We start from the raw sequence: 26,285 nt of genomic DNA on the forward strand, positions 1-26,285 counted from the left end.
GGTCAGGGGACCCGGACGAGATCAAACAGCATCGCTTGTTGGGGGTTGAGGGTCGGGAGCGGGACGCCGGCGACGGCGAGGACCGCGCCGGGGAGGACCACCGTGCCGCCGGCCGCGGCCACGATCCAGGACGGGTCGGCGCTCTGGTGACGGCTGGCCGTGCCGAAGTCGTCGCGGACGCGCACCGCGTAGCGCGCGCCGGCGTCCAGTCCGGGGAGGCGCACACGGCCGGACTGGCCCGGCGCGGACGTGCCGAGCCGCGCCCAGGTGAAGATCGCGCGGCTCCCGTCGTCGGCGACGATGCCGGTCAGCAGGGTGGTGTCGTCGGCGAGGTCGGCGTTCACGACCCGCCCGGAGTGGATGAGGCCGCGCAGCTCGCGGTACGCGGCGCCCCAGCGCGCGATCTGGGCGAGCTGGTCGTCGTCGGCCTCCTGGAGGTCCCACTCGATCCCGGCGTGCGCGGTCAGCGCGACGATCAGCCGGAACGCGAGATCCGTGCGACGGGACGTCGTGTGCGAGCGCTCGGCGCCGAGGTGCGATCCGATCAGCTCGGGCGGCAGCAGCATCCGGGTCCAGCGCTCGATCTGGAGGCGCTCGACCGGGTCGTTGCAGTCGGACGCCCAGACCCGGTCGGTGCGGTCGAGGATGCCGAGGTCGACCCGGCCGCCGCCTCCCGAGCAGGTCTCGATCTCCAGCCCGGGGTGCCGCGCTCGCAGGGTGTCGAGCATCCGGTAGAGGGCGGTGGTCTGCTCGTGGACCGCGGGCCGGTCGACGCCGGCGTACCCGCTCACGGCCTCCGACAGGTCGCGGTTGTGGTCCCACTTGATGTAGTCGACGCCGTACTCGTCCACGATCGCGCTGATTCGTTCGAGCACGTAGGCGTAGGCGTCGGGACGGGTGAGGTCGAGCACGTGCTGGTCGCGCGCGGTGGCGCCGAGCGCCTGCCGCGGGCCGAGCACCCAGTCGGGATGCGCGCGGGCCAGGTCGGAGTCGAGGTTGATCATCTCCGGCTCGAACCAGAGCCCGAACTCCATGCCGTGGGCGCGGACGATGTCGACCAGCGGTCCGAGGCCGTCCGGCCAGACGGAGCGGTCCACGATCCAGTCGCCGAGCCCGGCGTTGGCGTCGCGACGGCCGTGGAACCAGCCGTCGTCCAGCACGACGCGCTCGACGCCCACCTGCGCGGCGCGCTCCACGAGCGCGGTGAGCCGGTCGAGGTCGTGGTCGAAGTAGACCGCCTCCCACGAGTTCAGAGTGAGCGGGCGCGGCTTCGCCGGGTGCGAGGGCCGGGCGCGCAGCCGCCGGTGGAGGCGGTCGGCGAGCCCGTCGAGCCCGTCCGCCGACCACAGGAACAGCGCGGTCGGGGCGACGTAGCTGTCGCCGTCGGCCAGTGCGATCTCTCCGGGACGGAGGCCTTCGCCCACGCCGAGCACGGACGAGAACGGGCCGGCGCCCTCGGTGAGCCGCTCCACCACGTACTCGGCGTCGCCGCTCCACGCGAGGTGCGCGGCCCAGGCCTCCCCGCGGCGGAAGCCGAGGTCCTCGGTGCCCGCGACGACCAGGAACGGGGCGTCGTGGCCCGGCTTCCCGCGCCGGGCACGGCGGACGTGGCTGCCGAAGAACAGCGGGCCGCGCTGCGGTGCGCGTTCGCGGCACCACTTGCCGGTGAAGTCGAGGATGTCGGTCGCGCGCTCCGGCACGGGCATCAGGACACGGAGGGCGTCGAGCGTGTACGGTTCGGCGGTCGTGCCGCCCGAGAGCGCGGCGTCGCGGGTGACGGTGACGTCCACCGCGAGCACCCCGAACCGGTCGAGGACGATCGACATGGTCGACCGCAGCGCGGTGATCTCGTCCACGAGGTCGAACTCGATGCGGCCGCCGAGGTCGCCGTCCTCGCCCGCGATCTCGTAGCGCACGGCCACCGTGTGCGGCCGGGGCGTCGTCGCCGATCCGGCAGCGTGCCCCTCCTGCGCGGGCGTCCCGGCCCAGCCCTCGAACTCGCTGGGCCACAGGCTGAACGACCGGGGGACGTCCGGCGAGTTGTTGAGCACGGCGGGGCCGCCGCTGTCGCGCAGGGCCTCCGCCGTCGCCTCGTCGAGCGGACCGAGGTCGGCGCCCCAGTGCAGCACGCGGGGCACTCGTCCGTCCGTGTCCAGGACGAGGGAGGTGCCTGCAGCGCGCAGGGCGAGTACGGCGCCGTAGCCGTCGAGCATGGATGGCTCCTCGGAGAAATGGAATTGCTTGACAGTGTCAATAAACCATGCCTACTGTGTGATCTGCAACCCCGGCCGGTGATTTCCGGTCGGTGAACGGACTCCTGGGACCCACATGACGAAGAACACGCTGCAGCTCGCCTGGTCGGCGCCGGCCGCCCACTGGGAGGAGGCCGTCCCGCTCGGCGACGGCCGTCTCGGCGCGATGGCGTTCGGGGGCGCGACCGGCCGCTACCAGGTGAACGACGCGCTGATCTGGTCGGGCTCCCCGGAGGTGGCGGCGGACGAGCTGCGCCGTGTCCTCGCGGGAGGCGCCGGTCCAGGCCGGCTGCGTGAGGTGCGTGCCGCGCTCGCAAGCGGCGACCTCGCCGAAGCCGAGCGGCTGCTGATGACTTTCGAGGGCCGGTACTCGCAGGAGTTCCTGCCGCTGGCCGACCTGTTCGTCGGCCTCCCGGGCGCGACCCCGGTGGTGGGGGAGCCCGCGCGGGTGCTCGACCTCGACGACGCCTACCTGGAGGAGCTGCTGGAGGTCGGCGGAGTCGCCGTCCGCCGCGTCTCGTGGGTCGCCGGGCATGTGCTCATCGTCCGCATCGAGGCCGACGAGCCGCTTCCCGAGGTGCGCGTGAGCGTGTCCACCCCGCTGCGGGAGCTCGCCCGCCGCAGCGGTGACGGCGAGCTCGGACTCGATCTGGCCGTCCTGATCGACGGGGCGCCCCTGCACGAACAGTCCGTCGACCCCGCCCTGCGCTACGCGGAGCCGGGCGACGGAACGTATGACGGCTTCGCATCCACGGCCCTTGCGGTGCGGAGCAACGGCACGGCACGATCCGACGACTCCGGTCTGACGATCCGTCATGCCAGTCGGCTGTCGATCGCCCTCTCGTCGTCGTCCCGCGCTGAGTCGTGGTGGGCCGGCGCGGACGACGAGTGGCGGAGCGTCTCCCATGAGACGATCCGGAACCGCGCGCGGGAGCGCGTTCTCGGCGCGCTTGGCGAGAACACGTCCCCCTCCGTCGCAGGCGTGCAGCGCCGTGCGGCGGCGCGGTTCGCGATCGGCGGCCGGCGTGCCGGCCGGTGGGATGTGCAGCGGGATGTGCTCGACGGCGCCGACGACGGCCTCCGGGCGACGATCGCGGCCGAGTACGGGCGCTACCTCCTGCAGTCCTGCTCCGCGCCCGGCGGTCCTGCGGCCAACCTCCAGGGCATCTGGAACGGCGAGCTCCGGCCCGCCTGGTCCTCCAACTACACGATCAACATCAACACCGAGATGAACTACTGGGCGGCCGGCCCGCTCGGGCTCACCGCGGAGGCCGAGCCCCTGATCTCGCTGGTCGAGCGTATCGCGCTGACCGGCCGCGACGTCGCCCGCCAGCTCTACGGCGCCCGCGGCTGGGTCGCGCACCACAACAGCGACCTGTGGGGCTGGAGCCTCCCGGTCGGCATGGGGCGCGGCGCGCCGAGCTGGGCGATCTGGATGATGGGCGGCGTCTGGCTGTGCCACTCGCTCTGGGACCAGTACGAGTTCACCGGCGACGACGCCCTGCTGCGCGACCGGCTCTGGCCGCTGCTGCGCGGCGCGACCGAGTTCTGCCTCGACTGGCTCCAGGTCGGCCCCGACGGCGTCGCGTACCTCGCTCCGTCCACCTCCCCGGAGAACCAGTACCTCGACGCGGACGGCACGCCCCGGGCGCTCGGGCTCACGGCGACGATGGACCTCGAACTGATCCGCGCCCTGTTCGACCGTGCGCTGGTCGCGATCGACGCGGTCGGCTCCGGCTCCGACGCCACGCTGCGCGGGGAGGTCGTGGCGGCGCTCCGCACCATCCCCGAACCCCGCGTCGGCTCCGACGGTCGGCTGCTGGAGTGGTCGGCGGACGTCGCCGAGCACGAGCCCGCCCACCGGCACTTGTCCGCCCTCGTCGGCGTGTACCCGCTGGAGCTGATCACCCCGGAGGCGACCCCGCGCTCGCGGAGGGCGCCCGGCGCTTCCTCGACGCCCGCGGCCCCGGCGCGATGGGCTGGTCCTGGGCGTGGAAGATCGCGCTGCGCGCCCGGCTGGGCGACGGCGAGACCGCGCACGAGCTGCTGCGCGAGGCGCTCGCCCCCTACCGTGGCGACGCCCGTCGGCACGGCCCGGTCGACGGCTCCGAGTGGGGCGGCCTCCTGCCGAACCTGTTCAGCACGCACCCGCCGTTCCAGCTCGACGGCAACCTCGGCTTCCCCGCCGGGATCGCGGAGCTGCTGCTGCAGAGCCACGGCGGTCGCGTGCAGCTGCTGCCCGCGCTCCCGGCAGCCTGGCCGGAGGGCAGGGTCGACGGCCTCCACGCCCGCGGCGGGATCGTCGTCGACCTGAGCTGGGCGGACGGTGCGCTGACGGAGGCCGTGCTCCACAACCCCGGCGCGACGGAACGGAACGTGCCGGTCCGTTGCGGCGCCTCGGATCTCGACGTGCTCGTGCCCGCCGGGGGAACGGCCGTCGTCACGGTCCCGGAACCCGTATTCTGATCGGGGAATGGACATGAACGACGAGGTGCGGACTCGGACGGCGCTGCTCGGCTCGTCGTCCGATGCGGCCACCCGCGTGTTCACCACGATCCTCACCCGGAGCCCGATCAGCAGGATCGACGTGGCCAAGCTCACCGGGCTGTCGCAGGCGGCGGTGACCAAGGCCGTCGCCCCGCTGGTCGCCGTGGGACTCCTCAACGACTCGCTCGGACCGACGCTGACCGGCCTGCCCGGCCGGCCGGTGAGTCCCGTCGCGCTCGTCCCGGACGCGGTCGTGACGCTCGGGATCAAGGTGAACGCGGACGAGCTCATCGGCGTCGCCACCGACCTCACGACCCGCGTCATCGCGTCGGAGCGGCTGCCGCTCACCTCGCACGCGCCCGCCGAAGTCATCGACGCGATCGTGGAGCTCTGCGCGCTCCTGGAGCAGAGACTCGACGGCCTGGGTCCGCGCCTCGCGTCCGTCGGTGTGGCGGTATCGGGTGACGTCGACACCGCGAAGGGCGTCGTCCGCGACTCCGCCCTGATGGAGTGGAAGGGCGTCGAGCTGGGAACCGCGCTCCAGGAACGGCTCGGCCGGCGGGTCGTGATCGAGAACGATGTGCGCGCGCTCACCATCGGCGAGCACTGGTTCGGCGTCGGCCTCGGGACGAGCTCCTTCGCCATCGTCACCATCGGCCGCGGCATCGGCTCCGGCCTCCACCTGAACGGGGAGGTCGTGGAGGGCGCCTACGGTGTTGCAGGCGAGATCGGCCACCTCCCGCTCACGTCGCCCGACCACGTGTGCGCCTGCGGCCGCCGCGGCTGCGTGGAGGCCGTGGCGTCCACGACAGCGATCGCGGCCGCCGTCTCAGCCGCCCACGGTCGCGAGGTCACGATGAGCGAGGCGGTCGAGCTCCGGAGGGCCGGGGACGCCGCGGCGGTCGAGGTCTTCGACGAGGCCGGCCGGGTCATCGGCGCCGCGATCGCCAGCCTCGTCAACCTGGTCGGCCCCGAGCTCGTCGTCATCGGCGGCGAGGGCGTGGCCGATTTCGACCTCATCGAGGAGCCGCTGCGCCGCTCGTACTCCGAGCACGTGTTCGCGTCAGCCGACCAGTGCCAGCTGGCGGTGCGGCCGCACACCTTCGAGGACTGGGCGCGGGGGCCGCGGCCAGCGCGATCCGGGCGCTGGTGGTGTGAGGCTGCGGGATGCCGGGACTCGGCTCCTCCGCGTTGTCCGGCCGCTCGGGAGCGTGCGCTGATGATGGTCTTCCCTTGCGGGCTGCGTCGGATCGAGTGCGGCGATGGCGTCGTGAAGTGGAGGGCAGGCTGGAGACTCTGACTGGTCGGTCTACCCGAAATCGGATGCTGAAGTTGGGCAGTAGAACAGTCGGTCCATCCCATCCAGCCTGGTCGCCCATGCGAACGCGTCCGCGCTCGAAATGTCCCCGAACGCCACCATCTCGCACAGGATGTCGAACGTATTGCGGGTGACTATCCCCTTCGTCTTTCCGAACTGGTACGCCGACTTGTCCTTTGTGATCCAGACAGCGTCCGAGTAGCCCGAGACGAACTGGATTACATATAGAGTCTCGCTCTCGCCGAGGTGCTGCTTAGGCTTGCTTCGCTCGCCACCGAACCGGTGCACACGGATGCCTTCGATAGCGCCTTCATCGTCGGGAACTTCGATTGGCTCTCCAAACCACTCTTGCTGGTCGATCGTCGTAAGTGGGGTGACCCAGTTCGCAGATTCCGCAATCTCGGCCGAAACGGCCTGGGTGACCTTGCCGTTGCCGCGCAGGTGACCACGTAACAGATCGAGCTGGTCGAGATGGCCGAAGTTTACGATGACCGATGTGTCCGGGAACCAGAAGGTCACGAGCGGTCAGAGGGTGTGAACGGGGTCGGAATCTTCATGGGCTGCATCGCCGAACGAAGCTTCGGCGCGCTCGATCGACCAGCCAAGGAGGGATGCAGCCGGCTTCAACGTTGTCTCGCCGTCGGCATACGCAGCTAGGTAAGCGCCGACCAATCGGAGCGGTGGGCGCTCCTGCGAAGCAAGCTCAATCCGTTCGGCATACTCAGCCGGTCGGCCAGCTCTCATAGCAACCGTACGTGAAGACGGAGTGGCAAGAACACGCTGCTCGTCGGCATTGATGATGCCTTCGTTGAACAGCCTCCACGCCATCGACTCCGGCGAGACCTGGAAGTCGAGGACTAGAGAATCGAAAACGTTGCGAGCGGGCTGGCCTCCGATAGCCGCACGCACCTCCGCTGCTGGAGCAAGGAAACTCGCAGCGAAAGCGTTCGCTCGCAGTTCCTCGAGTTCACGGCTCTCCCACATGCGTTCGGAGATTACTGAGTCGAACGCATCGTCGAATGCTATGTGGCCCAGCTCGTGGGCCAAGGTGAAGCGCTGACGATGCGGCGACGTGTCAGAAGTCGCCAGCACGATGACTCTCAATCCATCGCTCGCAAACGACAAACCATCGCACCCATCGGGGAGCTGAGCGACCACAACGTTGATTCCGAACCTGGACTCAAGATGATCGATTAGTGCAGGAGTGGAGAGACCGGCGACGCCGACGCCAAGTGCTTCTGCATATCGAATGGCCGTCTTCGCGCCCTGATCGATCTTTCGACCGGAGCGCACCGGGACTGGCAACGCCGGAAAGTCGAGCGGGCGGCCCATGAAACGCAAACCGGCAACGCGATCTTCGATCAGATCGATTTTCTGGCGACCGATCTCATCACCCGCAGCAGTGTTCATCACCGCACGATGAGCGAAGACACGACCGCGACTGCGGCCTGTGATGAGCCAGTCGACCGTCTCGCCAGCCTGCTCGGCGATCGACGCGAGCTCGAATGAGGTGAAGCGGCGCTGGCCGCTCAGCGACTTAGTCAGCTTCGGGCCGTCGATACCTATCTGGTCAGCGAACTGGGCCTGCGAAAGCCCACTTTGCTGGACAACCTGCCGAACACGGTCAGAGAGTGATTCAGGCATAGTTATCAGTCTGTCATATATTGCGAAAATCGAAAGAGGGCCCAGGTGGATTCGGAGAAAAAGTTCGGCCATGCTCCACGCGCCACCTACGGCTCGGACGCAAGCATGAGTAAACCCAGGAGCGGGGAAAAAGGTATGCCTACCCCGCCCCTCCCGTCCGCAGCCCGGGCGTCACGAGCCTCCAGAGCGCTTCGAGCTCGGCGTCGACCTGGTCTTCCGTTCCGGAGTCGGTGGCCACCGAGAGGACGCCGAACAGGCAGTTGACGATCGTCGTGGCCGCTCGGGCGCGATCGAGCGAGTCCGGTGCGTCGCCGTCGTCCACCGCTTCGTCCAGGAACGGGATGAAGCGCTGGGCCCAGACGTCGTACGGGTTGACGCCCTGGGGGACGAGCCGGAGCTCCTGGCTGAGTCGCATGGCGGCGCGGGTGCGGATGTTGGTCGCCATCGTCCGTGTCACCCGCCAGGCGAGGAGCCGCATGCCGGAGAGGCCGCGGCCGCCGTGGTCTCTGACGTCCTGGACGAGCGCCGGCCAGGCGTCGAAACGCCCCGAGAGCACCGCATCCGCCATCGCCTTCTTCGATGCGAAATGGAAGTAGACGGCGCCCTTCGTGAACCCGGTCGCGGCGATGATCCGGTCCAGCCGGGCCCCGCTGAAACCGTAGCGGGCGAACTCGGCGGCGGCGGCGTCGAGGATGGCTTCCCGGGTCTCCTGCGCTTGCCGAGCGCGTTCTGCCATCCGACGGACCTTCCTCGACACCAGCGTGTGCTGCTCCGGTGAAGGATATCGCGGCCGGGGACGTCAGGCGGCAAACCAGACGGATTGACGGCGGCCGCACCACGCTCTATCGTGTGATCAACACTGACCGGGATTTTGGTATGTTGGTGCTGCATTGTCGGGACCATGAGCGGCGGGGGAGCAGGTTCACGGTGACGACGATGCATACGCGGGGGCGGCGTGGGGGCGCCGCCCCCGCCACACTCGTGCTGGCGCTGCTGGTGAGCGTCACCGGCTGCAGCGCCGTGACGAGCGCGGCCGCGCCTGCCTCCAGCCCGGCACCAGGCTCAAACACCGCCTCACCGTCGCCCGACCTCTCGATCCGCCGCGCGTTCACCCTGTCGGACGGCTCGACGGAGCAGGGCTGCCTCACCCTGACGGTGAAGGCCGATCCTTCGACCGGCGACAGCGGGTCGGCCCGAAACCTCGCCGCGACGCGCGCAATCCTCGCCGACCCGCGCTGGCGAACCGAGCCCGTCTCCCTCGCGGAGGTGCCCGCAGCGGACCTCACGCGGATGAAGGCCCGCGGGGAGACCGAGGCGGTCATCCTCGCCGGGGTGCTCAAGGACCACATCCAGGCGGCCATCGAGCAGGCGGGTGTGGAGGGCGGGGTGTCCACCTCGGGGTTCGTCGGGTGCCGGTGAGCTGATCGGCTCACGGGTGCCCCGCTGTCACAGCCGCTCCTGGATCCTCCGAATGGCCGCCCCGAGGACACCCCTCGTCAGAAGCCCCGCTCCCAGCGGACCCGAACGGTCCTCACCGAGCAACGGCAACCGGCTGAGCGCTGCCCTGGTCTCCTCATCGAGCCGTCCGAGCTGCCACGCGGTCTCCTGGTCGGCCGCACCGGGGCGCGCCTGCGGAGCCAGGCTCGCCGCCTTCGCCGCGTATGCCGCCGCGCCGAGAGCGTGGGCGCCCATGTGCGCGACCGCGGCGGCCTGTGCCGCGGACCGGGCGGCGGAGACCGCCTCAGGTGATGAGACTGCCTGCGCCGCGCGCCCGGCGACGAAGCGGTCGCGGATCTCCTGGGCCGCGTCGAGCTCGCCACGCGCGAAGGCCCGGGCGCGGTCGATCGCGTCGCGGGGTCGAAGGTCCTGCGGCGCCTCGGCTTCGAACAGCGCGAGCACCCGGGCGGCGCAGTCGGCCGCCCACGCCGCCACCAGCCGCCGGTCGGTGAGGCTCAGGGTCTGCGATGACGGCACACGGGCATGGTGGCACACGCCGATCGTCCCGTGGGGACGCCCTCACCTCACCGAGCGCGTTCGAGCTCCTGCACGTCCCAGTACACGCACGCCACGAGCGAGCCCGCCGGACAGACGGGTGCACCGGAGTCGTCCTCCGCCGCGATGCGGTCGAACTCGCCGCGGGCCTTCTCCAGCAGGGCCGCGAACTCGGCGTCGGTCACCACGCACTCGTCGGCGGTCAGCCACTCGCGGAGCAACGGTTCGACGTCCTGGTGGTAGAGCCGGGAGTCGGACCAGACGCGCTGGACGATCCCGGCGATCTGGTCCGCGCGCGGGGCGGGCTGTGCGCCGTCCATCACCGGGAAGTGCGGCGCATCCTTGTTCTTCTTCGCGTTCATGGCACTGCTAGCTCGCGCGCAGCCCGGGGAGCTCCGGGTCCACGAGGTCGTCGTACTCGGGGTTGCGGTCGATGAAGGCCCGCACGATCGGGCACCGGACCGTGATGGTGTCGCCGCGCCTGCGGATGTCGTCCAGGACGCGCCGGATCAGCTCGGTCGCCACTCCCTGGCCCCGGAACTCGGGGTACACCGCGGTCGCGAGGAGGACGCGCCTGTTCCCGCCGGCGTCCTCGTAGGTCAGGCCGCCGATCACGGTGTCCCCGGAGATCGCCTCGTACGTCGAGCTCGGCTCGTTGTCGGTGACGAAGAAGGTGATGGTGGGGGAGTGGTCGTCCGCCACCTCCCCGATGAGGACGACCTGGTCCTCCGTCAGGGTGCCGACGCCGTCGGGGTATCCGGCCTCATCGGGGTATTCGAAGTCTTCGGTGGTCATGCGGGGATCCTTTCTTCTGCGGTGGGTGGGATGCTCAGGAGTGCACGCTGATGACGGTCTTCCCGTTGCGGCGCTGCGTCGGATTGAGAGCGGCGACGGCGTCCTCCAGCGGAGCCACCGCGTCGATGTTCGTCCGGAGGCGGCCGTCGCGGACGCGCTGGACGAGCTCGGTCAGCTGCGACGGGACGGACTCGACCACGAAGTCGACGGAGCGGCCGTCCACCGGGCGGACGTCCCCGAGTCCCGTGACGGTGACCAGTGTGCCGCCGGGGCGGATCAGCCGCGCGGACGCCTCCTGGATCGTGCCGCCGATGACGTCGAAGACCAGATCGACGGCGCCGACGTCCGCGAGGTCGTCGTTCTCCAGGTCCACGAACTCGTGGGCGCCGAAGTCGAGCGCCTTTCCGCGGTCGGCCGCGCGCCCGGTGCCGATGACGTAGGCGCCGGCCTCCCGGGCGAGCTGGGTGACCATCGTGCCGACCGCGCCGGCCGCGCCGTGCGCGAGGACGGTCTGGCCGGCCTCAAGGCGGCCGTGCTGGAACAGGCCCTGCCAGGCGGTGAGACCGGAGATCGGGAGGCTCGCACCCACCGTGAAGTCGACGGAGCCCGGGAGCGGCGCGAGGTTGCGGGACTCGACCGCCACGTACTCGGCGAGGGTCCCGTCGCGGTGCCAGTCGGTGATCCCGAACACCCGCTGCCCGACCGTGAGGCCGGTGGTGCCGTAGCCGAGCGCGGTCACCACGCCGGCGAGGTCGTGGCCGAGGATGGCCGGCCTCCTGTCGCGGCCGGCGCGGTCCACCCAGGTGGACGGCCAGCCGACCTCGGTGGGGACGTACGCCGCGGCGTGCACCCGCACCAGCACGTCGTTGATCGCGGGCTTCGGCTCCGGCCGATCCTCCAGCGTCATCCCCGCCGCGCCCGCGGCCTCATCGGTCACCACTATCGCCTTCATTGCGAACCTCCTTGCATCAGTCAAGGAACAGGTAAACACAAACGGGACTAAATAGTCCAGTTTTGGAAGGGGCGGTCAGCCGGTGGTCAGGCTGTCGATGTGCGCGAGGGCCATGTCGAGGGAGGTCGCCATCGGGGTCACGTCGCGGGCGGTCTGGGCCAGCAGGTAGCCTCCCTGCAGGGCGCCCAGCAGCCCCGTCGCGAGTCGATCGACGGGCGCGTCGGCCGGGAGCGCCCCGTTCTGCTGCAGGCGACGCATCGCCGCGGCGAGGAGTCCTTCCCACTCGGCGAACAGCGCCACCAGAGCGCTCCGCGCGACATCGTCGTGATCGGCGACCTCCGACGCGAAGGACCCGAGCGCGCAGCCGTAGGCGCCGTGCCGCAGCGCGTTGCCCTCCACGAGGGCGTCGCGCCAGGCCCGCAGCCCGGCCATCGTCGACACGCCGCCGAGCGTGCCCTGCTCGCGCTCGATCACCCGCCGGCCCATCAGCCCGACGACCGCGCGCACGACCTCGTCCTTGCCCGCGAAGTGCCGGTACAGCTGCGACTTGCTGACCCCGCCGGCCGCCAGCACGTCGTCGAGGGTGGTGGCGCCGACACCGCGGACGTACATGAGCTCGGCCGCAGCGGTGACGATCCGCTCGCGCGTCTGCGCCCCGCGCGCGGTCAACCGCACGGTCGGCGAGTCAGCGGTCGCGGTCATTCCCTCATGTTACGTCCCGGCCTCGCGCGGAATCTGCCCCTGACCTCAGGCCGTCTCCAGCGCGCGCAGCGGCGCCCGCTCCTCCGGTTCGACGATCAGCCCGCGCGAGCTCTCGGCGGAGTCCGCGAGCTGCTGGAGCCAGTCCCCGTTGATCGCGGGGGTGCGGGAGCCGTCGAAGTGGAAGCGCAGGTTGCTGGACGGGTGCAGCCAGATGCTGGTGCGTCCGCCGCCCACGGCGTCCACGTCCTTCCAGGACATGGCGAAGCTCTGGCCGTGCCGGAGCCTGTTGACGATCACGATGTGCAGATGCGCGAGAGTGCGGTCGTCGAATTGGTACTCGTGGTTCTCGTAGCTGAGGTAGCCCATGATTGTTGCCCTCCTCGGTTAGTCCGGAAGGGGGGCAAAGAATCGGGTGCCAGGCGAGGCTTCACGTCAACCGGAGGTGCCTTTCCAGTCTGACCCACCCCGCTGAGGAATGACCATCCCACGGAGCCGATTGCCAGGTCCGGCGGGGGTGACCGGCCGACCTCGGCGTATTCCCGGAGGTCCGCACCCTCAGCGTCCTCTCACACAGCGGGTGCACAGCTGCTTGACATCCGGCCGAGGGTCGGCAAGCCCCTCAGGCTCGTCGGTACCGGTTGGCCGCCGGGCAGTCGAACGGGTCGCGGGCGGCGAGGCCCACCCGGTTGAGGTAGCGGATGACGATCCGGTAGGAGTTCACGAGCCCGGTCTCGGTGTAGGGGATGTCGTGGGCGCGGCAGTGCTCGCGGACGAGCTCGCGGGCCCGGCGAAGGTGGGGCCTCGGCATGCTCGGGAAGAGGTGGTGCTCGATCTGGTGGTTGAGGCCGCCCATCAGGATGCTCATCTCCCAGCCGCCGCGGATGTTGCGGGAGGTCAGCACCTGCTTGTTCAGGAAGTCGACCCGGGAGCCCGGCGGAAGCAGCGGCATGCCCTTGTGGTTGGGGGCGAAGGAGGCGCCCATGTAGACGCCGAACACGGCGAGCTGCACGCCGAGGAACGCGAACGCCATCCCGAGCGGCAGCATCAGGAACACGATGGTGACGTAGATCGAGAGCCGCAGTCCGATCGCGACGAGCTCGGTCTTGCGTCGCTCGACCGGGCCGCGCGCCACGAGCGACCGGATCGATGTGACGTGGAGGTTGACGCCCTCCAGCAGGAGCAGCGGGAAGAACAGGTAGCCCTGGCGCCGGGTGATCATCGCGAGCAGGCCGCGCTGGCGGGCGGCGTCCCGTTCGGTGAAGGAGATGGTGTCGAACGCGATGTCGGGGTCTTTGCCCTCGGTGTTCGGGTTCGCGTGGTGACGGGTGTGCTTCGTCATCCACCACTGGTAGCTCATGCCGACCAGCCAGGTCGCGATGAGTCGGCCCGCGCGGTCGTTGCGGGGACCGGAGGCGAACACCTGGCGGTGGGAGGCCTCGTGGCCGAGGAAGGCGAACTGGGTGAAGATCAGTCCGAGTGCCGCCGCGATGAGCAGCTGGAACCAGGAGTCGCCCAGCAGGACGAAACCGGCGGCTGCTCCGAGCAGACCGACCGTGAGAACGGCGAACATGCCGATGTAGAAGCCGCGGCGGCGCTCGAGGAGCCCTTCGCCGCGAACCTGCGAGAGCAGTTCGTTGTAGGTGCTAGTGACCGCCGGCCGGGACGCGTCGCGTTGTCGCGTCTTCGTGACAGGGCCGAGAGTGGATGCGGTCATTACTTCCTCCGCTGATGCGACGACTTCCCAGCCGAGGATGGGGGCAGAATGCCCGAGATGCCGCAAGCGTAGGCGCGCTTGCTGAGTGTCGCCGGTGTAGTCCGCGAGAGCGGCGCGCGGCGACGGAGTCGGTGCCCGGCCTCGCGACCGGGCACCGGAACCATCAGGCCTGGCGGATGTTCGCGGCCTGGGGACCCTTCGGTCCCTGTGCGAGGTCGTACTCGACCTTCTGGTTCTCGTCGAGGTTGCGGTAACCGCCGTTGGAGGCGATTTCGCTGTAGTGGGCGAAGACGTCGGCGCTGCCGTCATCCGGGGCGATGAAGCCGTAGCCCTTTTCCGAGTTGAACCATTTGACGGTGCCAGTGGGCATCTTTTCTTCCTTCATTCTTCGGGAGCCGAGAGGTCGGCTCCGGTCGCCGCGCGCGAATCGGCGCGGACGTCTGTGTGCACCGCGAGGGACGCGGTGGGTCGGGGTGCGCCGGAGGAGGGTCTCCGCCTCGGCGAGGGTGGGCGCGGTGCCGACGGAGTGCGAACGGTCGTCGAGCACGCGGAACGCTCCGTCGTGGAGCTCGGCGATGCCGGCGTACTCGTCGTGCGCGGTGGCGACCCAGACGGTGTCGTCGGCTTTGCGCCAGGTGAGTGCGGCCGTGGGCCGCGGAGTGCTGGTGATGGTGAATCCTTTCGCCTCCACAGGAGGCGCGGGTGATGCCGCGGGCAACGCTGGCCGGGATGTCCGCCTACCATACACCGTGTGCATGTGAGCACGATCCGCGACCGGTCCGGCCGCCTTCCGCTCACCCGCCCCCGCGGAAGGCGACCACCCCCGAATCCGTCCCCACCAGCAGCACCCCGGCTCCCGTGCTCGGGCTCGTGAAGTGCGGCACGGAGTCTCCCACCGGCCGCCGTTGCAGCACCGCTCCGCTGGAGGCGTCGAACTGGCTGACCGTCCCGCCCGGGTACTGGACGGCCCACACCGTCCCGCCGACGACGATGGGCGCACCGTTCGCGCCCGACAGGCGCCGCCCGAGCCGGCTGGAGGCGAGGTCCACCGTCTGGATGCCCCCGTCGCTGCACGGGACGAACAGGCGGTTCGTGGCCTGGTCGTACGCGGCGCCGCCGTCGGGATCGCTGCCGCAGATCCCGCTGATGCTCGCGACCTCCGACAGGTCGGACCGGCGCAAGACGAAGCCGACGTCCGTCTTCCCCGCGACGAACAGGAGGCCGCCGGGCAGCAGCACCGGATTGCCCGTCCCCAGGTCGTCGTCGCCGCCCGCGCCCTGGTCCTTGAAGGCGGCGAGCGGTTTCAGGTCGGGCGACAGTTTGACCACGCTCTCCGCGTACTGGACGGGGTCGGGGCCGCCGCTCGGCGGGTCCGGGTTGGAGTTGCCCGTCGACACGTAGAGGTCGCCGGCCGCGTCGACCGCGGGCGCGCCGCCGCCCTGCCAGATCGCGCCGCCCTGGCCGTCCGCCGCCGCCTCGAAGGCGACGAGGTCGGGCGCGCCGGTCTCCTTCACTCCGACGACCCAGCCGTGGTACGTGCCGCAGTCGCCGTAGTTGCCGCCGTAGGCGATGTAGACGCGGCCGTTCGCCAGCGCGAGCGATGCCCGCTGGAGGAGGTGCACCGGGTCCTCGCCCCCGGGGAGCGGCGGGTCGACGGTCTCCGAGAGCACCACCTGTCCCGTAGCGACGCTGAAGCCCTCCAGCTGATGGTGCACCGCCCCTCCGCCGGTGCTCACCTCGCCCACGACGTACACGGTCCCGGTGGCGGTGTCCACGGCCGGCGTGCTGGTGACGCCGAGCGGGTCGATGTCTCCGCAGCCGGCGACCGAGCCGACGTCCGTCAGCGGTTCGCCGAGGGAGGCCGACCACACGACGCTGCCGCGGGCAGGGTCGAGCGCCACCACCCGGTTCGTCTCCGTGGCCGCGATCACCCGGCCGCCCGCGACGACGGGCTGCCCGAACACCGCGCCGCCGAGGTCGGCCGACCAGGCTCGCGTGAGCGACGCGAGCGAGGCCCCGGCGACCACCGCCCCGGTGCGCTCCGGGACGGCGTGGTACGAGGACCAGGCCGTGACGCCGGGCACCTGGACCGCGACAGGGGTGGACGATGGCGACGGCGTGGGGCGGGAGTCCGAGGGCGTGTCCGACGCGCGGGCGGTGGTCGGCGACGGCGGCTCCGGCGCGGTGCAGCCCGCGAGCAGCAGCAGGCCCGCCATCGCGGCCGCTCCGAGGCGAGCGCGCGTGCGGCCGGCGGATCCCCGCGTGGCGCGGTGCATGGCGACAGCGTATGCCTCCCGGAATTCTGCCGCGCCCCTCCGGTTGCACCCAGCATGACGAACATCGGAATCATCGGAGCGGGCAACATCGGCCGGGCTCTGGCGCACACCTTCATCCGGCACGGCCACACCGTGACGATCGCGAACTCGCGCGGGCCGGAGACGCTCGCGGAACTGGTCGCCGAGCTGGGCCCATCGGCCACCGCGGCGACGGCGGAGGAGGCCGGTGCGGCGGGCGAGATCGTGGTCGTGACCGTCCCGCTCCACAGGTACCGGGACATCCCCGTCGAGCCGCTGGCCGGCAAGGTCGTGATCGACACGAACAACTACTACTTCGAGCGGGACGGCCGCATCGCCGAGCTCGACGAGGGGACCGCGACGGTCTCCGGCCTCCTGCAGGCGCACCTGCCCGAGTCCCGCGTCGCCAAGGGCTTCAACCACATCGCCGCGCGCGACATCGCGACCACCGGGGCTCCGGCGGGGACCGAGGACCGCCGCGCGCTCGCCACCGCGAGCGACCACGAGGGCGCCGCCGCCATCGTCGCCGCGATCTACGACGAGTTCGGCTTCGACACCGTCCACCTCGGCCCGCTCTCGGAGAGCTGGCGCGTGGAGCGCGATCGCCCCGCCTACGTGGTGCGGCAGAACCGCGAGGAGCTGGAGGCCAACGTCGCCAGGGCGCCGCGCACCGTCTGAGGTGTCCGCCCCCTCCATCGCGCGCCGGAAACCCCTTGGTCGATCGAAGACCGCGCCCTACGGTGGGTCACGTGAGCAGCGAGAGCAGCACGATCGAGGATGACCGTCGCGAATTCGAGCGCCGGCTCGCGGTGGAGGGGGAGCGCCTGCGCCGCCTCCTCGGCGCGATCTACGGCGACCATCCGGGGCTGTCGGCGGCGCTGGCGAGCACCCTGGAGCTCGTGGACGCCTCCTGGCGGGAGCGCACCGCCGAGCTCAAGGACCTCGACCGCCGGCGCGCGGAGCAGCCGGACTGGTTCCAGTCCAACGCCATGCTCGGCGGTGTCTGCTACGCCGACCTCTACGCCGGAGGCGTCCCCGGGCTCCAGGCGCGCATCCCGTACTTCCGCGAGCTGGGGCTGACCTACCTGCACGTGATGCCCCCGTTCCTCACCCCGGAGGGCAACTCGGACGGCGGCTACGCGGTCTCCAGCTACCGGGAGCTGAACCCGAGCCTGGGCACGATCGACGACCTCCGATCACTGGGGGAGGCGCTGCGCGGGAACGGCATCTCGCTCGCCGTCGACTTCGTCTTCAACCACACCGCCAGCGACCACGAGTGGGCGAGGCGCGCGGTGGCCGGCGACCCGGCCTTCCGGGACTACTACTGGATGTTCGACTCGCGCGAGCAGCCGGACCGGTTCGAGGAGACGACGCGGGAGATCTTCCCGGACGACCACCCGGGCTCGTTCGTCCAGCTCGCGGACGGCACCTGGGTCTGGGCGTCGTTCCACACGTTCCAGTGGGACCTCAACTACTCCAACCCGGCCGTGTTCCGCGCGATGGCGGGGGAGATGCTGTTCCTCGCCAACCTCGGCGTGGAGGTCCTGCGGATGGACGCCGTCCCGTTCATCTGGAAGCAGCTCGGCACCTCCAGCGAGAACCTGCCCCAGGCGCACCTGCTGCTGCAGGCCTTCAACGCCGTCTGCCGCATCGCCGCCCCGGCGATGGTGTTCCTCTCGGAGGCCATCGTGCACCCGGACGACGTGCTCTCGTACGTGCGCCCGGACGAGTGCCAGCTCAGCTACAACCCGCTGCAGATGGCGCTCACCTGGGAGGCGATGGCCACCCGTGACGTCCGGATGCTGCAGAGCGCACTGGCCGACCGCCACGCGACGCCCGCCGGGACCGCCTGGGTCAACTACGTGCGCAGTCACGACGACATCGGCTGGACGTTCGCGGACGAGGACGCCGCCCGTCTCGGCATCGACGCGTACGGGCACCGCCGCTTCCTCAACGACTACTACACGGGTCGCTTCGAGGGCAGCTTCGCGCGCGGCGTCGCCTTCCAGTTCAACCCGAAGACCGGCGACAGCCGGGTCGCCGGGACGACCGCCTCACTGGCGGGCTACGAGTCGGGCGACGCGGGAGGACCGGGCCGGGTGCTGCTCGCCTACTCCCTCGCGCTGTCGACGGGCGGCATCCCGCTGATCTACCTGGGCGACGAGGTCGGCCAGCTCAACGACTACGCGCAGCTGGAGGCCGAGGGGCGCCGGGAGGACTCCCGGTGGGTCGGCAGACCGGCGTATCCGGCGCGGCTGTACGAGGAGCGGACGGACGCGTCCACACCGGCCGGCGCCCTCTACGAACGGATGCGGTGGCTCATCGGGCTCCGCCGCCGGTTCGGCCAGTTCGGCGGCGGCGAGCTGGCCGCGCTGGACACCGGGAACCCGAAGGTCCTGGGGTACGTGCGGCCAGGACAGGATGGGCGTCCGCTCCTGGTGCTGGCGAACGTCGGCGACGACCCGGAGCGGGTCGAGCCGTGGGCGCTCAGCGGGCAGGCGGCGCGGTGCACGGACCTGGTGACGGGCGGAGTGCAAGACCTCCGGGAGGGCGTGACGCTGGGCGCGCACGGGTTCGTGTGGCTGGTGCCCGAGGACTGATCGATCACACCGCCGTGCGGATCCGCACCTCCCGCTCCATCCGCTTCTCGTGCCGCTCGCGGCCTTTCAGCGCCTCGGCTTCGCGGCTCTTCGGCGGCGCGTTGGTGACGAGCTGGTCGAGCATGCGGCGCGTGGCCTCGGCGATCTCGTCGATCGCCTGGTCGAATGCGGCCGCGTTCGCCCGGGAGGGGCGCGTCGAGCCGCTGACCTTGCGGACGAACTGGAGGGCGGCCTCCCGGACCTCGTCGTCCGTCGTGGGCGGTTCGAAGTTGTGGAGGCAGCGGATGTTCCGGCACATGCCGCGACGATACCGCCATTCAATCCCGCGTGTTGTGCGTCCTCTCAGGTTGAATGGCGGAAGATTTCCCGGTTACCCCCACAGCACGATAGGAACCACCCCATGAGCTCGCTCCGCGATCACATCGAGCGCACCCTCCCCGAGACCGAGGGCATCGCCGCCGAGGTCGACGGCCTCACGAACACCGGCGCCATCACGCTTCCGCAGGTCTGACGCCACTCGAAGCTCTGACACCCGTCGTGAGGCCGCGGCCTCCCGGACTCAGCCCTCCGCGACGCGACGGACGAAGGTCGTGACGTGCTCCCGCAGCGCCTCCATGCGCTGGAGGCGCGCGGCCTCCAGGTCGAAGCCGACGTAGGCGAGCGGCGGCCGCTTGCGGACGTTCGACGAGCACTCGAAGCCCGCGCACACGAGCGTGCCCAGCGTGTTGCCGTTGCGGCCCGCCGCGCCCGCGCGCTTCGCGATGAAGAAGACGACCTCGTTGGGCAGGTGCACGTCCTCGCACCACGAGCACTGCGGCCGGCTGCGGACGCCGCCGTCGGCCTTCCGCAGCAGGACGCCGACGAGCTCGCCGTCGACCTCCGCGATCACGTAGCCCTGGTTGGGGTTCCTGCGGTCGCGCCAGCCGAGGTAGTCGAGGTCGTCCCAGCGCGTGTTCGCCAGGTCGGGGAGGGTGAGCTCCTTGCGCTCGCGCTGGGAGGCGTTGACGAGGGAGGAGCGGAGCTGCTGCTCGTTGAGGGGAAGCATGGGTGGATGTCCTGTCTGTCTGCAGACCGCGGGACGCCGGGGAACGGCGACGGGTCCGGTGTGATGGAGTGCTCGCGGGCCGGCGCGGAACAGCGCGGCCACGGCGCGGGAACGCGCACGGGAACGAGCGGGCGCGCGCGAAGGAGGCGCGCGGGATCACGGGAAGAGAGGCGGGGCTATCTCACGCCGGCGATGAGGACGCCGACGACCTCCAGACGCCCGACGGGCTGAGACGCGATGATCCGATCCACGCGGGTAGTCTACGACACGCCCGGGAGACGGAAGGCTTCTCCGACTACCCGCGCGAGGTGCCCCCGAGCCCGTACGACGCGAAGAACGTGCCGCCGTACAGGGCGGCGGCGGCCAGGAAGCCGACCGCCATCACGTACGACGCCCAGTCGCTCAGGGTGACGATCGTGGCGACGCCCGCGAGGAACGTGATCACGATGACGATGAGGCCCCACAGCGCCAGGCGCTGGCCGACGCCGGCCTTGCGGGCCGCGAGGAGCAGCCGGATGCTGACCACGACCAGGCCGATCGCGACCAGGACGTGCAGGATGATGATGATCGTGTCCACGACGACCGCGAAGGTGCCCTCCGGGTCGCCGATGAGGTTGGCCGCCATCCCGAGCAGGAACTGGAGGGCCAGGGCGGACAGCGCCTCCCGCGAGCGACGGCGGAGGCTCTCGGTCGGGCTCGGCGTGGGGCGCGATGCGGCGGACGGTGCGGCGGATTCGGACATGGTCTCCCTGCCTCGCGATGCGGCTCGAACGGGTCCATTGTGCTCCCGCGAGCGTCCGCCGGTACAGAGGCGCGGCGATCAGCGCCCGCGGGCGTAGAGTTCCTGACGTGCCGACAGAAGCCTCCGACTGGTTCCTGAGCCGTGCCGAGCGGGGGAACCCGGCGTCCGCCGTGCAGGCCGGGCCGTCCGGGACCGCGTCCTGGTCGGAGGGGAACCTGGTGCGTCCCCTCGTCCACGGCGCGACCTACTTCGCGCGACTGCACGAGGAGCTGTCGGCGCTGGAGCCCGGCGACCGGGTGTTCTTCACCGACTGGCGCGGCGACAAGGACGAACTGCTGCTGCCGGGCGGCCCGACGATCGGTGAGCTGCTGGCGGACATCGCGCGCGCGGGCGTGGAGGTGCGCGGCCTGGTGTGGCGTTCCCACGGCCAGACCATCCGCGGGCGGATGAGCGGACTGTCGAATGCGCTGCTGGGCCGCGAGATCAACGCCGCAGGCGGCGAGGTCCTGCTGGACCAGCGGGTGCGCGCGTTCGGGTCCCACCACCAGAAGCTCTTCGTCATCCGGCACACGAACGACCCGGCCCGGGATATCGCGTTCGTCGGCGGGATCGACCTCTGCCACAGCCGCCGGGACGACATCGTGCACGCGGGCGACCCGCAGCCGGTGGCAATCGACCCGCGGTACGGCGAGCATCCGCCCTGGCACGACGCCGCACTCGAACTGCGCGGACCCGTGGTCGGCGACCTCCTCGACACGTTCTCGGAGCGCTGGGACGACCCGCACCCGCTGGACCATCGCAACCCGTACCGGATGCTCGTGCAGCGTCTCGCCGACATGCCGCGGCACCCGAAACCGCTCCCCGAGGCGGCGCCTCCGCCTCCGGTCGCGGGGACGCACGCCGTCCAGGTCCTGCGGACATACGCGCCGAAGCGGCCGCCGTTCCCGTTCGCGCCGCACGGGGAGCGCAGCATCGCGCGCGCCTACCTCAAGGCGTTCGCCCGCGCGCGGTCGTTCATCTACATCGAGGACCAGTTCCTCTGGTCGAGGGAGGTCGCCGCCGGGATCGCGAAGGCCCTGCGATCGAACCCCGGGCTGCAGGTGATCGTGGCTGTGCCGCGCTATCCGGACGACGACGGCGGGGTCTCGGGCCCGCCCGCGCGCCTGGGTCAGCATCGGGCCGTCTCGATGCTCCGCCGCGCGGCGCCTGACCGCGTGGGCGTCTTCGACCTGGAGAACGACGCGGCCACGCCGATCTATGTGCACGCGAAGATCTGCATCGTGGACGACGCCTGGATGACGTGCGGCTCGGACAACTTCAACCTGCGCTCCTGGACCACCGACAGCGAGCTCACCTGCGCCGTCGTCGGCGGCGACGTCGCGCGCGACCTCCGCACGCAGCTGTGGGCCGAGCACCTCGGTCTGGACCGGGACGACCCGCGGCTCACGGACGCAGCCGACGGGCTGGCGCTCTGGACGGAGAGCAGCGACACCCTCGACGCCTGGCACCGGACGGGACGGCGATCGGCCCGGCCGCGCGGCCAGGCCCGGCGGCACCGCATCGAACCGGTGACGTGGCTGCAGCGCGTGTGGGCGGAGGCGCTGTATCGGGTCGTCGTGGACCCGGACTCGCGGCCTGCGCGGCTGCGGGGGACGGGGCGGTTCTAGGGCGGGGGCGCGACGCGCTGACGCCTTCCCCCGTCCGCGTGTAGTGTCGCGCCGTGGGCGTTGACCGAGTGCGACTGCAACCGTGGACCGAAGCAGACCTGGCCGTCGAGTTGCGGAACAATGCTGCGGACATGACGGTGTTCCTCGGCGGTCCGCAGGGTGAGGAGGTCGTTCGCCGGCGTCACGAGCGGTTCCTCCGCGGGCAGGCTGACGGGACCATCTCACCGTTCACGGTGTGGTCGAACGCCGCGGACGAGCCGGTCGGCGCGGCTGCCTACTGGCAGATCGAGCATCACGGAGACGCCGTGTACGAGTGCGGCTGGTTCGTGTTCGTGCCGTACCAGCGCCGCGGGTACGCGCGGGCGGCCGTGCGCCTCCTGCTCGAACACGCCGCTGCCCGGGGCGATCGCGGCACCGTGTTCGCCTTCCCGCGCGTCGACAACGTGGCATCCAACGAGCTTGCCCGCTCGGTGGGGTTCGTGAACACCGGCGCCGAGGACTCCGAGTACCCGAAGGGCGTGCCGATCACGGTCAACGCCTGGGCGTTCGACCTGCGCGCGCTCCGCTGAGCGGGTTGACCGCCTGTAGCGTTGCCCTCATGTTCTCGAAGACCCTCGCCTCGGGCGCCCGCCTGCGCCCCCTCGAACCCTGGATGGCGGAGGAGTTCGCCGCGCACCTCGACCGCGCCAGGGAGCACATCCGTCCGTGGGTGGGGCCGTCGTTCGTCACCGAGGACGTGGCGGGCGCCCGCGCGACCCTCGGCCGGTACGCCGAGCGCGCCGCCAGGGAGGGCGCGGGCATCTACGGCATCTGGTCCGAGGGCGCCCTCGTCGGCGGCGTCATGTTCGTGGAGTTCGTGCCGGCGACGGGCGGCTTCGAGGTGGGCTGCTGGCTGGAGCCGGGCGCCGAGGGCCACGGGCACATCACGAGCGCCGTGCGCGAGCTGCTCGCCTACGCGTTCGACGAGCGCGGCATGCACCGCGCGGAGTGGCGCTGCCGCAGCGACAACGAGCGCAGCTCGGCCGTCGCGCGCCGCCTCCGGATGACGCTGGAGGGCGTCCTCCGGGAGGCGTGGCCCGTCGGCGGGGTGTTCCACGACAAGCAGGTGTGGTCGCTGCTTGCGTCGGAGTGGGACGGCGCCGGGGCGGCTTCGGCCTGACCACCGCGCGCGGCATTCCCCTACTTCTTCAGCGCCTCCCGCACCGCCTTCGCGTCAGCCTCCGCCTTCTTCACCGCAGCCCGCGCCGACGTCAGGGACGACTTCGCCGACGACAGCGCCGAGTGGTTGGAGTCGTACGAGGCCGGGGTGACGGCCAGGGCCGCCGCGGCGACTCCGCTCGCGTCGTGGGACGCGGTCGACAGCTGCGCGCTCAGGTCGCTGAGGTCGGACTGCAGCGCGGAGGTGGACGTGGCCTTGTCCTTGCCCGACAGCAGCCCCGAAAGGGTCGACTGCTCCTTGGTGAGCTTCGGGATCGTGGTGCCGGTGAGGCGGTCGGCGTCCGCCGCGAGGCGCGCCTGGGGGACGGCAACGGCGTCGACGCGGTAGGAGGTGAAGACCTTCTTGAGGTCGGCGGCGGCCTGGGTGGTCGTGGTGTCGGCGGCGATGGCCGAGGCCGAGGACTTCATGGCGGCGAGGTCGGCGTTGAGGGTCGCCAGGATGGTGGACTTGTCGCCGGAGGTCAGGGTGGTGTCGGCGTTGACCTTCGCGATGGCAGCGGTGAGCTTGGTCTCGCGGTCGCTGGTCGCCTTCGCGCCGGCGGCCTGGAGCTGCGCGAGCGTCTTGGGGGCGTGCGAGGCGGACGGGGTCGGGGTCGGCGTGGGGGTGTCGGCGAAGGCCGGGCCGCCGATGAGGGCCGCGCACGCGATTCCGGCGGTCGCCGCCGTGATGATGCCGATGGATCGTCTGGACATGGTTCTCCCGTTCAGAGGTAAGCGGCCGGGGTCTTCCGGCTGAGTCCAGCCTCGTCGGGGAATGTTCGGGGATCGTAAAGGGCGGGTTCGAGCTGGGTACGCGCGTCAGCGCCACCGCGGTTCAGCGCCGCCGCAGCGGCCGCACCGTCAGCGCCTCCACCATCCCGCTGCTCGGCAGGTCCACCGCCACGCGGACCGTGGCCGCGACCATCTCCGGAGTGATCGTGTACGCCGCGTCGTACTCGTGCCCTTCACGCGCCACGAGCGCGCGCTGCATGTCGGTGTCGACCCGGCCGGGGTGGATGCTGGTGACGCGGACGCCGTTCGGGCGCTCCTCCTCCCGCAGTGCGTCGGTGAGCGCGCGCAGGGCGAACTTCGAGCCGGAGTAGACGCCGCCGCCAGCCCCGCTGCTCAGGCCCGACCCGCTGTTGATGGCGACGACCAGCCCGCCCGCCGCCCGCAGCGCGGGGAGCGTCGCCCGCAGCAGCGCCGCGACCGCGAAGACGTTGACCTCGAACACGTGCCGCCAGGTCGCGTCGTCCGTCTCGGCGACAGTGCCGCCGTCCTCAACGCCCGCGGACAGCACGAGCACGTCGAGCCGGTCCGGGAGGGCGGGCAGCGTGTTGCCGGTCAGGTCGGCGACGAAGGGCTCGGCCGACGGCAGCTCCGCAACGACGGACGCGACGCCCGCGGCATCCCGGCCGCCGACCAGGATGTGGTGGGTGCTGCCCAGCTCGACGGCGATGGCCCGGCCGATGCCGCGCGAGCCTCCGGTGATCAGGGCGATGGGACGGGAGTTCTGAGCCATGCCCCGAGCCTAGGCCGCGGGGGAGGGGGAGCGGCCAGCTGGAAGATCCGCTTCGTGACGTCGATGACCCGCTCGTCATCGGCGTCCAGCAGCGCCGCCGACAGCTCCGCATAGTCCTGCGCCAGCTCCTCCAGATCGGCGTCGAGCGCGCGGTGCGTGACGGTGACGTGATAGCTCAGCGACGGGCCGGTCTGTGCGACCACCTCGACGAACACCGGGTTCGGGCACGCCCGGATGATCGATCCGAAGTACGCCTCGGCGGCCTTGGTGATGGCGGGGACGTCGCCGCTGCGATGCTGGACGGTCACCTCGCGGGCCAGCGCGGCGAGGCGCGTCCGGTCCTCGGTGGTCAGCCGCGGAAGGGTCAGGATGGTCGCGCCGGTCACGAGCACGCCGATGGTCTGAAGCGTGTCGCGCGCCTCCTCGGGCCGCGGCGCGATGACGGCGGAGTGCGACTGCGGCGCCGTCTCCACCAGGCCCTCCAGGCTGAGCGTGTGCAGCGCCTGCCGGATCGGCGTGCCGGAGACGCCGAGCCAGCCGCGCAGCTCGGCCTCGTCCAGGCGCTCGCCGGGCAGCAGCACGCCGGAGAGGATGGCCTCCTTGAGCTGCGCGTAGACCCGTTCCCGGACCAGCTCGCGGGGGCTGGTCGTCTTCTCGGCGGAGCGGGGGACCGGCATCAGTCGCGTCCCTCCCCGGCGGCCTGCGGAGCGTCGATACGGAAGATCTCCCGCTCCGCGGCGTGGACGCCGCGGGAGTCCCCCGACGCGAGCGCCGACCGCAGCGCGGCATACGCCTGAGCGGCCTCCGGCCAGTCGATCCCGAGCGCGCGGTAGGCGACCCCGACGTAGTAAGCGCGGGCGGCGAGCGTCCGCTCGCCCAGCCGGAGCAGCACGCGGTTCCGGCACAGCGCCATCAGCCGCCCGTAATACTGCCGGGAAGCGGCGATCGACGCCTCGAGGTCGGCGGCCTCCAGCCCGGCGATCAAGCGGTCGACGTCCCCGACGAGGGCGTCCCGGTCGGCGTCGCTCAGGCCGTCCAGGGTGAGGTCGAGCACGCCGAGGACGAACACGCCGATGGTCTGCAGGTGCAGGACGGCGTCGTCCACTCGCGGCGCGACCACGCGCGTGTAGGACTGGGCGGCGGTCTCCACGAAGCCTTCGACGGTCAGCGCGTGGAGCGCCTGCCGGATCGGTGTCTTCGACATCCCGAGCCAGGCCTGGAGCTCGGCGTCCTCCAGACGCTCGCCCGGCTGGATGGTGCCGTCGAGGATCGCCGTCTTGAGCGACTCGTACGCGCGGTCACGCGCCAGCACACGCGTCTGCCGGACTTCCGACACCCCCGGGACGGGCATCTCCCCCACCT

General features: G+C 71.2%; 28 protein-coding genes and 1 pseudogene. 9 read left to right on the forward strand and 20 right to left on the reverse strand.

What is annotated here, in order from left to right; all coding sequences use genetic code 11:
* Window positions 1–2: 2 nt before the first annotated feature.
* A complete protein-coding gene (locus tag ACQ86L_RS15415) occupies window positions 3–2,213 on the reverse strand; it encodes an alpha-galactosidase (RefSeq protein WP_434316193.1) in 2,211 nt (736 codons plus the stop codon).
* Between the two features lie 115 nt (window positions 2,214–2,328).
* Between ACQ86L_RS15415 and ACQ86L_RS15420 the strand changes: the two are divergent.
* The 3 genes and pseudogenes from ACQ86L_RS15420 to ACQ86L_RS15430 form a co-directional block, all read left to right on the forward strand.
* A pseudogene (locus ACQ86L_RS15420) lies at window positions 2,329–4,397 on the forward strand (glycosyl hydrolase family 95 catalytic domain-containing protein); the annotation flags it as partial.
* Between the two features lie 81 nt (window positions 4,398–4,478).
* Window positions 4,479–4,718 carry a glycoside hydrolase family 95-like protein gene (locus tag ACQ86L_RS15425; protein WP_434318907.1) on the forward strand — a complete coding sequence of 80 codons (240 nt, stop codon included), beginning with the start codon at window positions 4,479–4,481 and terminating at the stop codon, window positions 4,716–4,718.
* Between the two features lie 7 nt (window positions 4,719–4,725).
* Window positions 4,726–6,039 (forward strand): ROK family protein, encoded by a 1,314-nt coding sequence (locus tag ACQ86L_RS15430; protein ID WP_434316194.1) that lies wholly within the window; start codon window positions 4,726–4,728, stop codon window positions 6,037–6,039.
* 9 nt (window positions 6,040–6,048) lie between these two features.
* On the opposite strand, the gene ACQ86L_RS15435 is transcribed toward ACQ86L_RS15430, so the two are convergent.
* The 3 genes from ACQ86L_RS15435 to ACQ86L_RS15445 all read right to left on the reverse strand — a co-directional run bounded on the left by ACQ86L_RS15435 (window position 6,049) and on the right by ACQ86L_RS15445 (window position 8,437).
* On the reverse strand, window positions 6,049–6,576 hold the full coding sequence (locus ACQ86L_RS15435; protein ID WP_434316195.1) for a hypothetical protein: 528 nt from the start codon (window positions 6,574–6,576) through the stop codon (window positions 6,049–6,051).
* Between the two features lie 6 nt (window positions 6,577–6,582).
* On the reverse strand, window positions 6,583–7,701 hold the full coding sequence (locus ACQ86L_RS15440; protein WP_434316196.1) for a helix-turn-helix domain-containing protein: 1,119 nt from the start codon (window positions 7,699–7,701) through the stop codon (window positions 6,583–6,585).
* 139 nt (window positions 7,702–7,840) lie between these two features.
* Window positions 7,841–8,437 (reverse strand): TetR family transcriptional regulator, encoded by a 597-nt coding sequence (locus ACQ86L_RS15445; RefSeq protein WP_434316197.1) that lies wholly within the window; start codon window positions 8,435–8,437, stop codon window positions 7,841–7,843.
* Between the two features lie 191 nt (window positions 8,438–8,628).
* Between ACQ86L_RS15445 and ACQ86L_RS15450 the strand changes: the two genes are divergently transcribed.
* The gene (locus ACQ86L_RS15450; RefSeq protein WP_434316198.1) at window positions 8,629–9,120 is read left to right on the forward strand and encodes a hypothetical protein; all 492 of its coding nucleotides are present in this window, start codon (window positions 8,629–8,631) and stop codon (window positions 9,118–9,120) included.
* A gap of 27 nt (window positions 9,121–9,147) precedes the next feature.
* On the opposite strand, the gene ACQ86L_RS15455 is transcribed toward ACQ86L_RS15450, so the two are convergent.
* From ACQ86L_RS15455 to ACQ86L_RS15495, 9 genes are all read right to left on the reverse strand, one after another.
* The gene (locus ACQ86L_RS15455) at window positions 9,148–9,675 is read right to left on the reverse strand and encodes a putative immunity protein (protein WP_434316199.1); all 528 of its coding nucleotides are present in this window, start codon (window positions 9,673–9,675) and stop codon (window positions 9,148–9,150) included.
* 47 nt (window positions 9,676–9,722) lie between these two features.
* Complete coding sequence (locus ACQ86L_RS15460; protein WP_434316200.1) at window positions 9,723–10,055, reverse strand: hypothetical protein; 333 nt, start codon at window positions 10,053–10,055, stop codon at window positions 9,723–9,725.
* A gap of 7 nt (window positions 10,056–10,062) precedes the next feature.
* Complete coding sequence (locus ACQ86L_RS15465; RefSeq protein WP_434316201.1) at window positions 10,063–10,488, reverse strand: GNAT family N-acetyltransferase; 426 nt, start codon at window positions 10,486–10,488, stop codon at window positions 10,063–10,065.
* Between the two features lie 34 nt (window positions 10,489–10,522).
* Window positions 10,523–11,440, reverse strand: a complete 918-nt coding sequence (locus ACQ86L_RS15470) for an NADP-dependent oxidoreductase (protein WP_434316202.1) — start codon at window positions 11,438–11,440, stop codon at window positions 10,523–10,525.
* Window positions 11,441–11,515: 75 nt separating this feature from the next.
* On the reverse strand, window positions 11,516–12,142 hold the full coding sequence (locus ACQ86L_RS15475) for a TetR/AcrR family transcriptional regulator (RefSeq protein ID WP_434316203.1): 627 nt from the start codon (window positions 12,140–12,142) through the stop codon (window positions 11,516–11,518).
* Window positions 12,143–12,187: 45 nt separating this feature from the next.
* Window positions 12,188–12,508: an ATP-dependent DNA ligase gene (locus tag ACQ86L_RS15480; RefSeq protein ID WP_434316204.1), complete on the reverse strand. Its 321-nt coding sequence runs from the start codon at window positions 12,506–12,508 to the stop codon at window positions 12,188–12,190.
* 253 nt (window positions 12,509–12,761) lie between these two features.
* A complete protein-coding gene (locus tag ACQ86L_RS15485; RefSeq protein WP_434316205.1) occupies window positions 12,762–13,856 on the reverse strand; it encodes a fatty acid desaturase family protein in 1,095 nt (364 codons plus the stop codon).
* Between the two features lie 163 nt (window positions 13,857–14,019).
* Window positions 14,020–14,226 (reverse strand): cold-shock protein, encoded by a 207-nt coding sequence (locus tag ACQ86L_RS15490; protein WP_369961448.1) that lies wholly within the window; start codon window positions 14,224–14,226, stop codon window positions 14,020–14,022.
* Window positions 14,227–14,650: 424 nt separating this feature from the next.
* On the reverse strand, window positions 14,651–16,132 hold the full coding sequence (locus ACQ86L_RS15495) for a PQQ-binding-like beta-propeller repeat protein (RefSeq protein ID WP_434316206.1): 1,482 nt from the start codon (window positions 16,130–16,132) through the stop codon (window positions 14,651–14,653).
* A 54-nt stretch (window positions 16,133–16,186) separates the two neighbouring features.
* On the opposite strand from ACQ86L_RS15495, the gene ACQ86L_RS15500 reads away from it, so the two are divergent.
* Both ACQ86L_RS15500 and ACQ86L_RS15505 read left to right on the forward strand, forming a co-directional pair.
* Window positions 16,187–16,828, forward strand: a complete 642-nt coding sequence (locus ACQ86L_RS15500) for an NADPH-dependent F420 reductase (RefSeq protein WP_434316207.1) — start codon at window positions 16,187–16,189, stop codon at window positions 16,826–16,828.
* Between the two features lie 71 nt (window positions 16,829–16,899).
* Complete coding sequence (locus ACQ86L_RS15505; protein WP_434316208.1) at window positions 16,900–18,750, forward strand: amylosucrase; 1,851 nt, start codon at window positions 16,900–16,902, stop codon at window positions 18,748–18,750.
* A gap of 4 nt (window positions 18,751–18,754) precedes the next feature.
* Here the strand turns inward: ACQ86L_RS15505 and ACQ86L_RS15510 are convergent, their stop codons facing one another.
* From ACQ86L_RS15510 to ACQ86L_RS15520, 3 genes are all read right to left on the reverse strand, one after another.
* Entirely contained in the window at window positions 18,755–19,048 is a 294-nt protein-coding gene (locus tag ACQ86L_RS15510; RefSeq protein WP_434316209.1) for a DUF2277 domain-containing protein, read from the reverse strand.
* Window positions 19,049–19,309: 261 nt separating this feature from the next.
* Window positions 19,310–19,795, reverse strand: a complete 486-nt coding sequence (locus ACQ86L_RS15515) for an FBP domain-containing protein (RefSeq protein WP_434316210.1) — start codon at window positions 19,793–19,795, stop codon at window positions 19,310–19,312.
* 295 nt (window positions 19,796–20,090) lie between these two features.
* Window positions 20,091–20,537: a hypothetical protein gene (locus ACQ86L_RS15520; RefSeq protein ID WP_434316211.1), complete on the reverse strand. Its 447-nt coding sequence runs from the start codon at window positions 20,535–20,537 to the stop codon at window positions 20,091–20,093.
* Window positions 20,538–20,644: 107 nt separating this feature from the next.
* Between ACQ86L_RS15520 and ACQ86L_RS15525 the strand changes: the two genes are divergently transcribed.
* From ACQ86L_RS15525 to ACQ86L_RS15535, 3 genes are all read left to right on the forward strand, one after another.
* Window positions 20,645–22,204, forward strand: coding sequence for a phospholipase D family protein (locus ACQ86L_RS15525; protein ID WP_434316212.1), 1,560 nt, complete (start codon window positions 20,645–20,647; stop codon window positions 22,202–22,204).
* A 68-nt stretch (window positions 22,205–22,272) separates the two neighbouring features.
* Window positions 22,273–22,773 carry a GNAT family N-acetyltransferase gene (locus ACQ86L_RS15530; RefSeq protein ID WP_434318908.1) on the forward strand — a complete coding sequence of 167 codons (501 nt, stop codon included), beginning with the start codon at window positions 22,273–22,275 and terminating at the stop codon, window positions 22,771–22,773.
* A gap of 29 nt (window positions 22,774–22,802) precedes the next feature.
* Window positions 22,803–23,363, forward strand: a complete 561-nt coding sequence (locus tag ACQ86L_RS15535) for a GNAT family N-acetyltransferase (protein WP_434316213.1) — start codon at window positions 22,803–22,805, stop codon at window positions 23,361–23,363.
* Between the two features lie 20 nt (window positions 23,364–23,383).
* Here the strand turns inward: ACQ86L_RS15535 and ACQ86L_RS15540 are convergent, their stop codons facing one another.
* The 4 genes from ACQ86L_RS15540 to ACQ86L_RS15555 form a co-directional block, all read right to left on the reverse strand.
* A complete protein-coding gene (locus tag ACQ86L_RS15540; protein ID WP_434316214.1) occupies window positions 23,384–24,115 on the reverse strand; it encodes a hypothetical protein in 732 nt (243 codons plus the stop codon).
* A 121-nt stretch (window positions 24,116–24,236) separates the two neighbouring features.
* Complete coding sequence (locus ACQ86L_RS15545) at window positions 24,237–24,923, reverse strand: SDR family oxidoreductase (protein ID WP_434316215.1); 687 nt, start codon at window positions 24,921–24,923, stop codon at window positions 24,237–24,239.
* Window positions 24,893–25,600: a GntR family transcriptional regulator gene (locus ACQ86L_RS15550; RefSeq protein WP_434316216.1), complete on the reverse strand. Its 708-nt coding sequence runs from the start codon at window positions 25,598–25,600 to the stop codon at window positions 24,893–24,895. The genes ACQ86L_RS15545 and ACQ86L_RS15550 overlap by 31 nt, the downstream gene beginning before the upstream one ends.
* Window positions 25,600–26,274, reverse strand: a complete 675-nt coding sequence (locus ACQ86L_RS15555) for a GntR family transcriptional regulator (protein WP_434316217.1) — start codon at window positions 26,272–26,274, stop codon at window positions 25,600–25,602. Before ACQ86L_RS15555 ends, ACQ86L_RS15550 begins: the two co-directional genes overlap by 1 nt.
* Between the last annotated feature and the right edge of the window lie 11 nt (window positions 26,275–26,285).

It is taken from the genome of Leifsonia sp. P73 (assembly GCF_051059105.1).
GTDB lineage: Bacteria > Actinomycetota > Actinomycetes > Actinomycetales > Microbacteriaceae > Leifsonia.

Coding starts and splice junctions, on each gene's coding strand:
- ACQ86L_RS15440 (WP_434316196.1), bottom strand. CDS start 7,701: ATGCCTGAATCACTCTCTGACCGTGTTCGGCAGGTTGTCCAGCAAAGT.
- ACQ86L_RS15510 (WP_434316209.1), bottom strand. CDS start 19,048: ATGTGCCGGAACATCCGCTGCCTCCACAACTTCGAACCGCCCACGACG.
- ACQ86L_RS15540 (WP_434316214.1), bottom strand. CDS start 24,115: ATGTCCAGACGATCCATCGGCATCATCACGGCGGCGACCGCCGGAATC.
- ACQ86L_RS15555 (WP_434316217.1), bottom strand. CDS start 26,274: ATGCCCGTCCCGGGGGTGTCGGAAGTCCGGCAGACGCGTGTGCTGGCG.
- ACQ86L_RS15460 (WP_434316200.1), bottom strand. CDS start 10,055: ATGAACGCGAAGAAGAACAAGGATGCGCCGCACTTCCCGGTGATGGAC.
- ACQ86L_RS15430 (WP_434316194.1), top strand. CDS start 4,726: ATGGACATGAACGACGAGGTGCGGACTCGGACGGCGCTGCTCGGCTCG.
- ACQ86L_RS15545 (WP_434316215.1), bottom strand. CDS start 24,923: ATGGCTCAGAACTCCCGTCCCATCGCCCTGATCACCGGAGGCTCGCGC.
- ACQ86L_RS15535 (WP_434316213.1), top strand. CDS start 22,803: ATGTTCTCGAAGACCCTCGCCTCGGGCGCCCGCCTGCGCCCCCTCGAA.
- ACQ86L_RS15415 (WP_434316193.1), bottom strand. CDS start 2,213: ATGCTCGACGGCTACGGCGCCGTACTCGCCCTGCGCGCTGCAGGCACC.
- ACQ86L_RS15495 (WP_434316206.1), bottom strand. CDS start 16,132: ATGCACCGCGCCACGCGGGGATCCGCCGGCCGCACGCGCGCTCGCCTC.
- ACQ86L_RS15500 (WP_434316207.1), top strand. CDS start 16,187: ATGACGAACATCGGAATCATCGGAGCGGGCAACATCGGCCGGGCTCTG.
- ACQ86L_RS15550 (WP_434316216.1), bottom strand. CDS start 25,600: ATGCCGGTCCCCCGCTCCGCCGAGAAGACGACCAGCCCCCGCGAGCTG.
- ACQ86L_RS15485 (WP_434316205.1), bottom strand. CDS start 13,856: ATGACCGCATCCACTCTCGGCCCTGTCACGAAGACGCGACAACGCGAC.
- ACQ86L_RS15515 (WP_434316210.1), bottom strand. CDS start 19,795: ATGCTTCCCCTCAACGAGCAGCAGCTCCGCTCCTCCCTCGTCAACGCC.
- ACQ86L_RS15470 (WP_434316202.1), bottom strand. CDS start 11,440: ATGAAGGCGATAGTGGTGACCGATGAGGCCGCGGGCGCGGCGGGGATG.
- ACQ86L_RS15520 (WP_434316211.1), bottom strand. CDS start 20,537: ATGTCCGAATCCGCCGCACCGTCCGCCGCATCGCGCCCCACGCCGAGC.
- ACQ86L_RS15480 (WP_434316204.1), bottom strand. CDS start 12,508: ATGGGCTACCTCAGCTACGAGAACCACGAGTACCAATTCGACGACCGC.
- ACQ86L_RS15490 (WP_369961448.1), bottom strand. CDS start 14,226: ATGCCCACTGGCACCGTCAAATGGTTCAACTCGGAAAAGGGCTACGGC.
- ACQ86L_RS15445 (WP_434316197.1), bottom strand. CDS start 8,437: ATGGCAGAACGCGCTCGGCAAGCGCAGGAGACCCGGGAAGCCATCCTC.
- ACQ86L_RS15475 (WP_434316203.1), bottom strand. CDS start 12,142: ATGACCGCGACCGCTGACTCGCCGACCGTGCGGTTGACCGCGCGCGGG.
- ACQ86L_RS15465 (WP_434316201.1), bottom strand. CDS start 10,488: ATGACCACCGAAGACTTCGAATACCCCGATGAGGCCGGATACCCCGAC.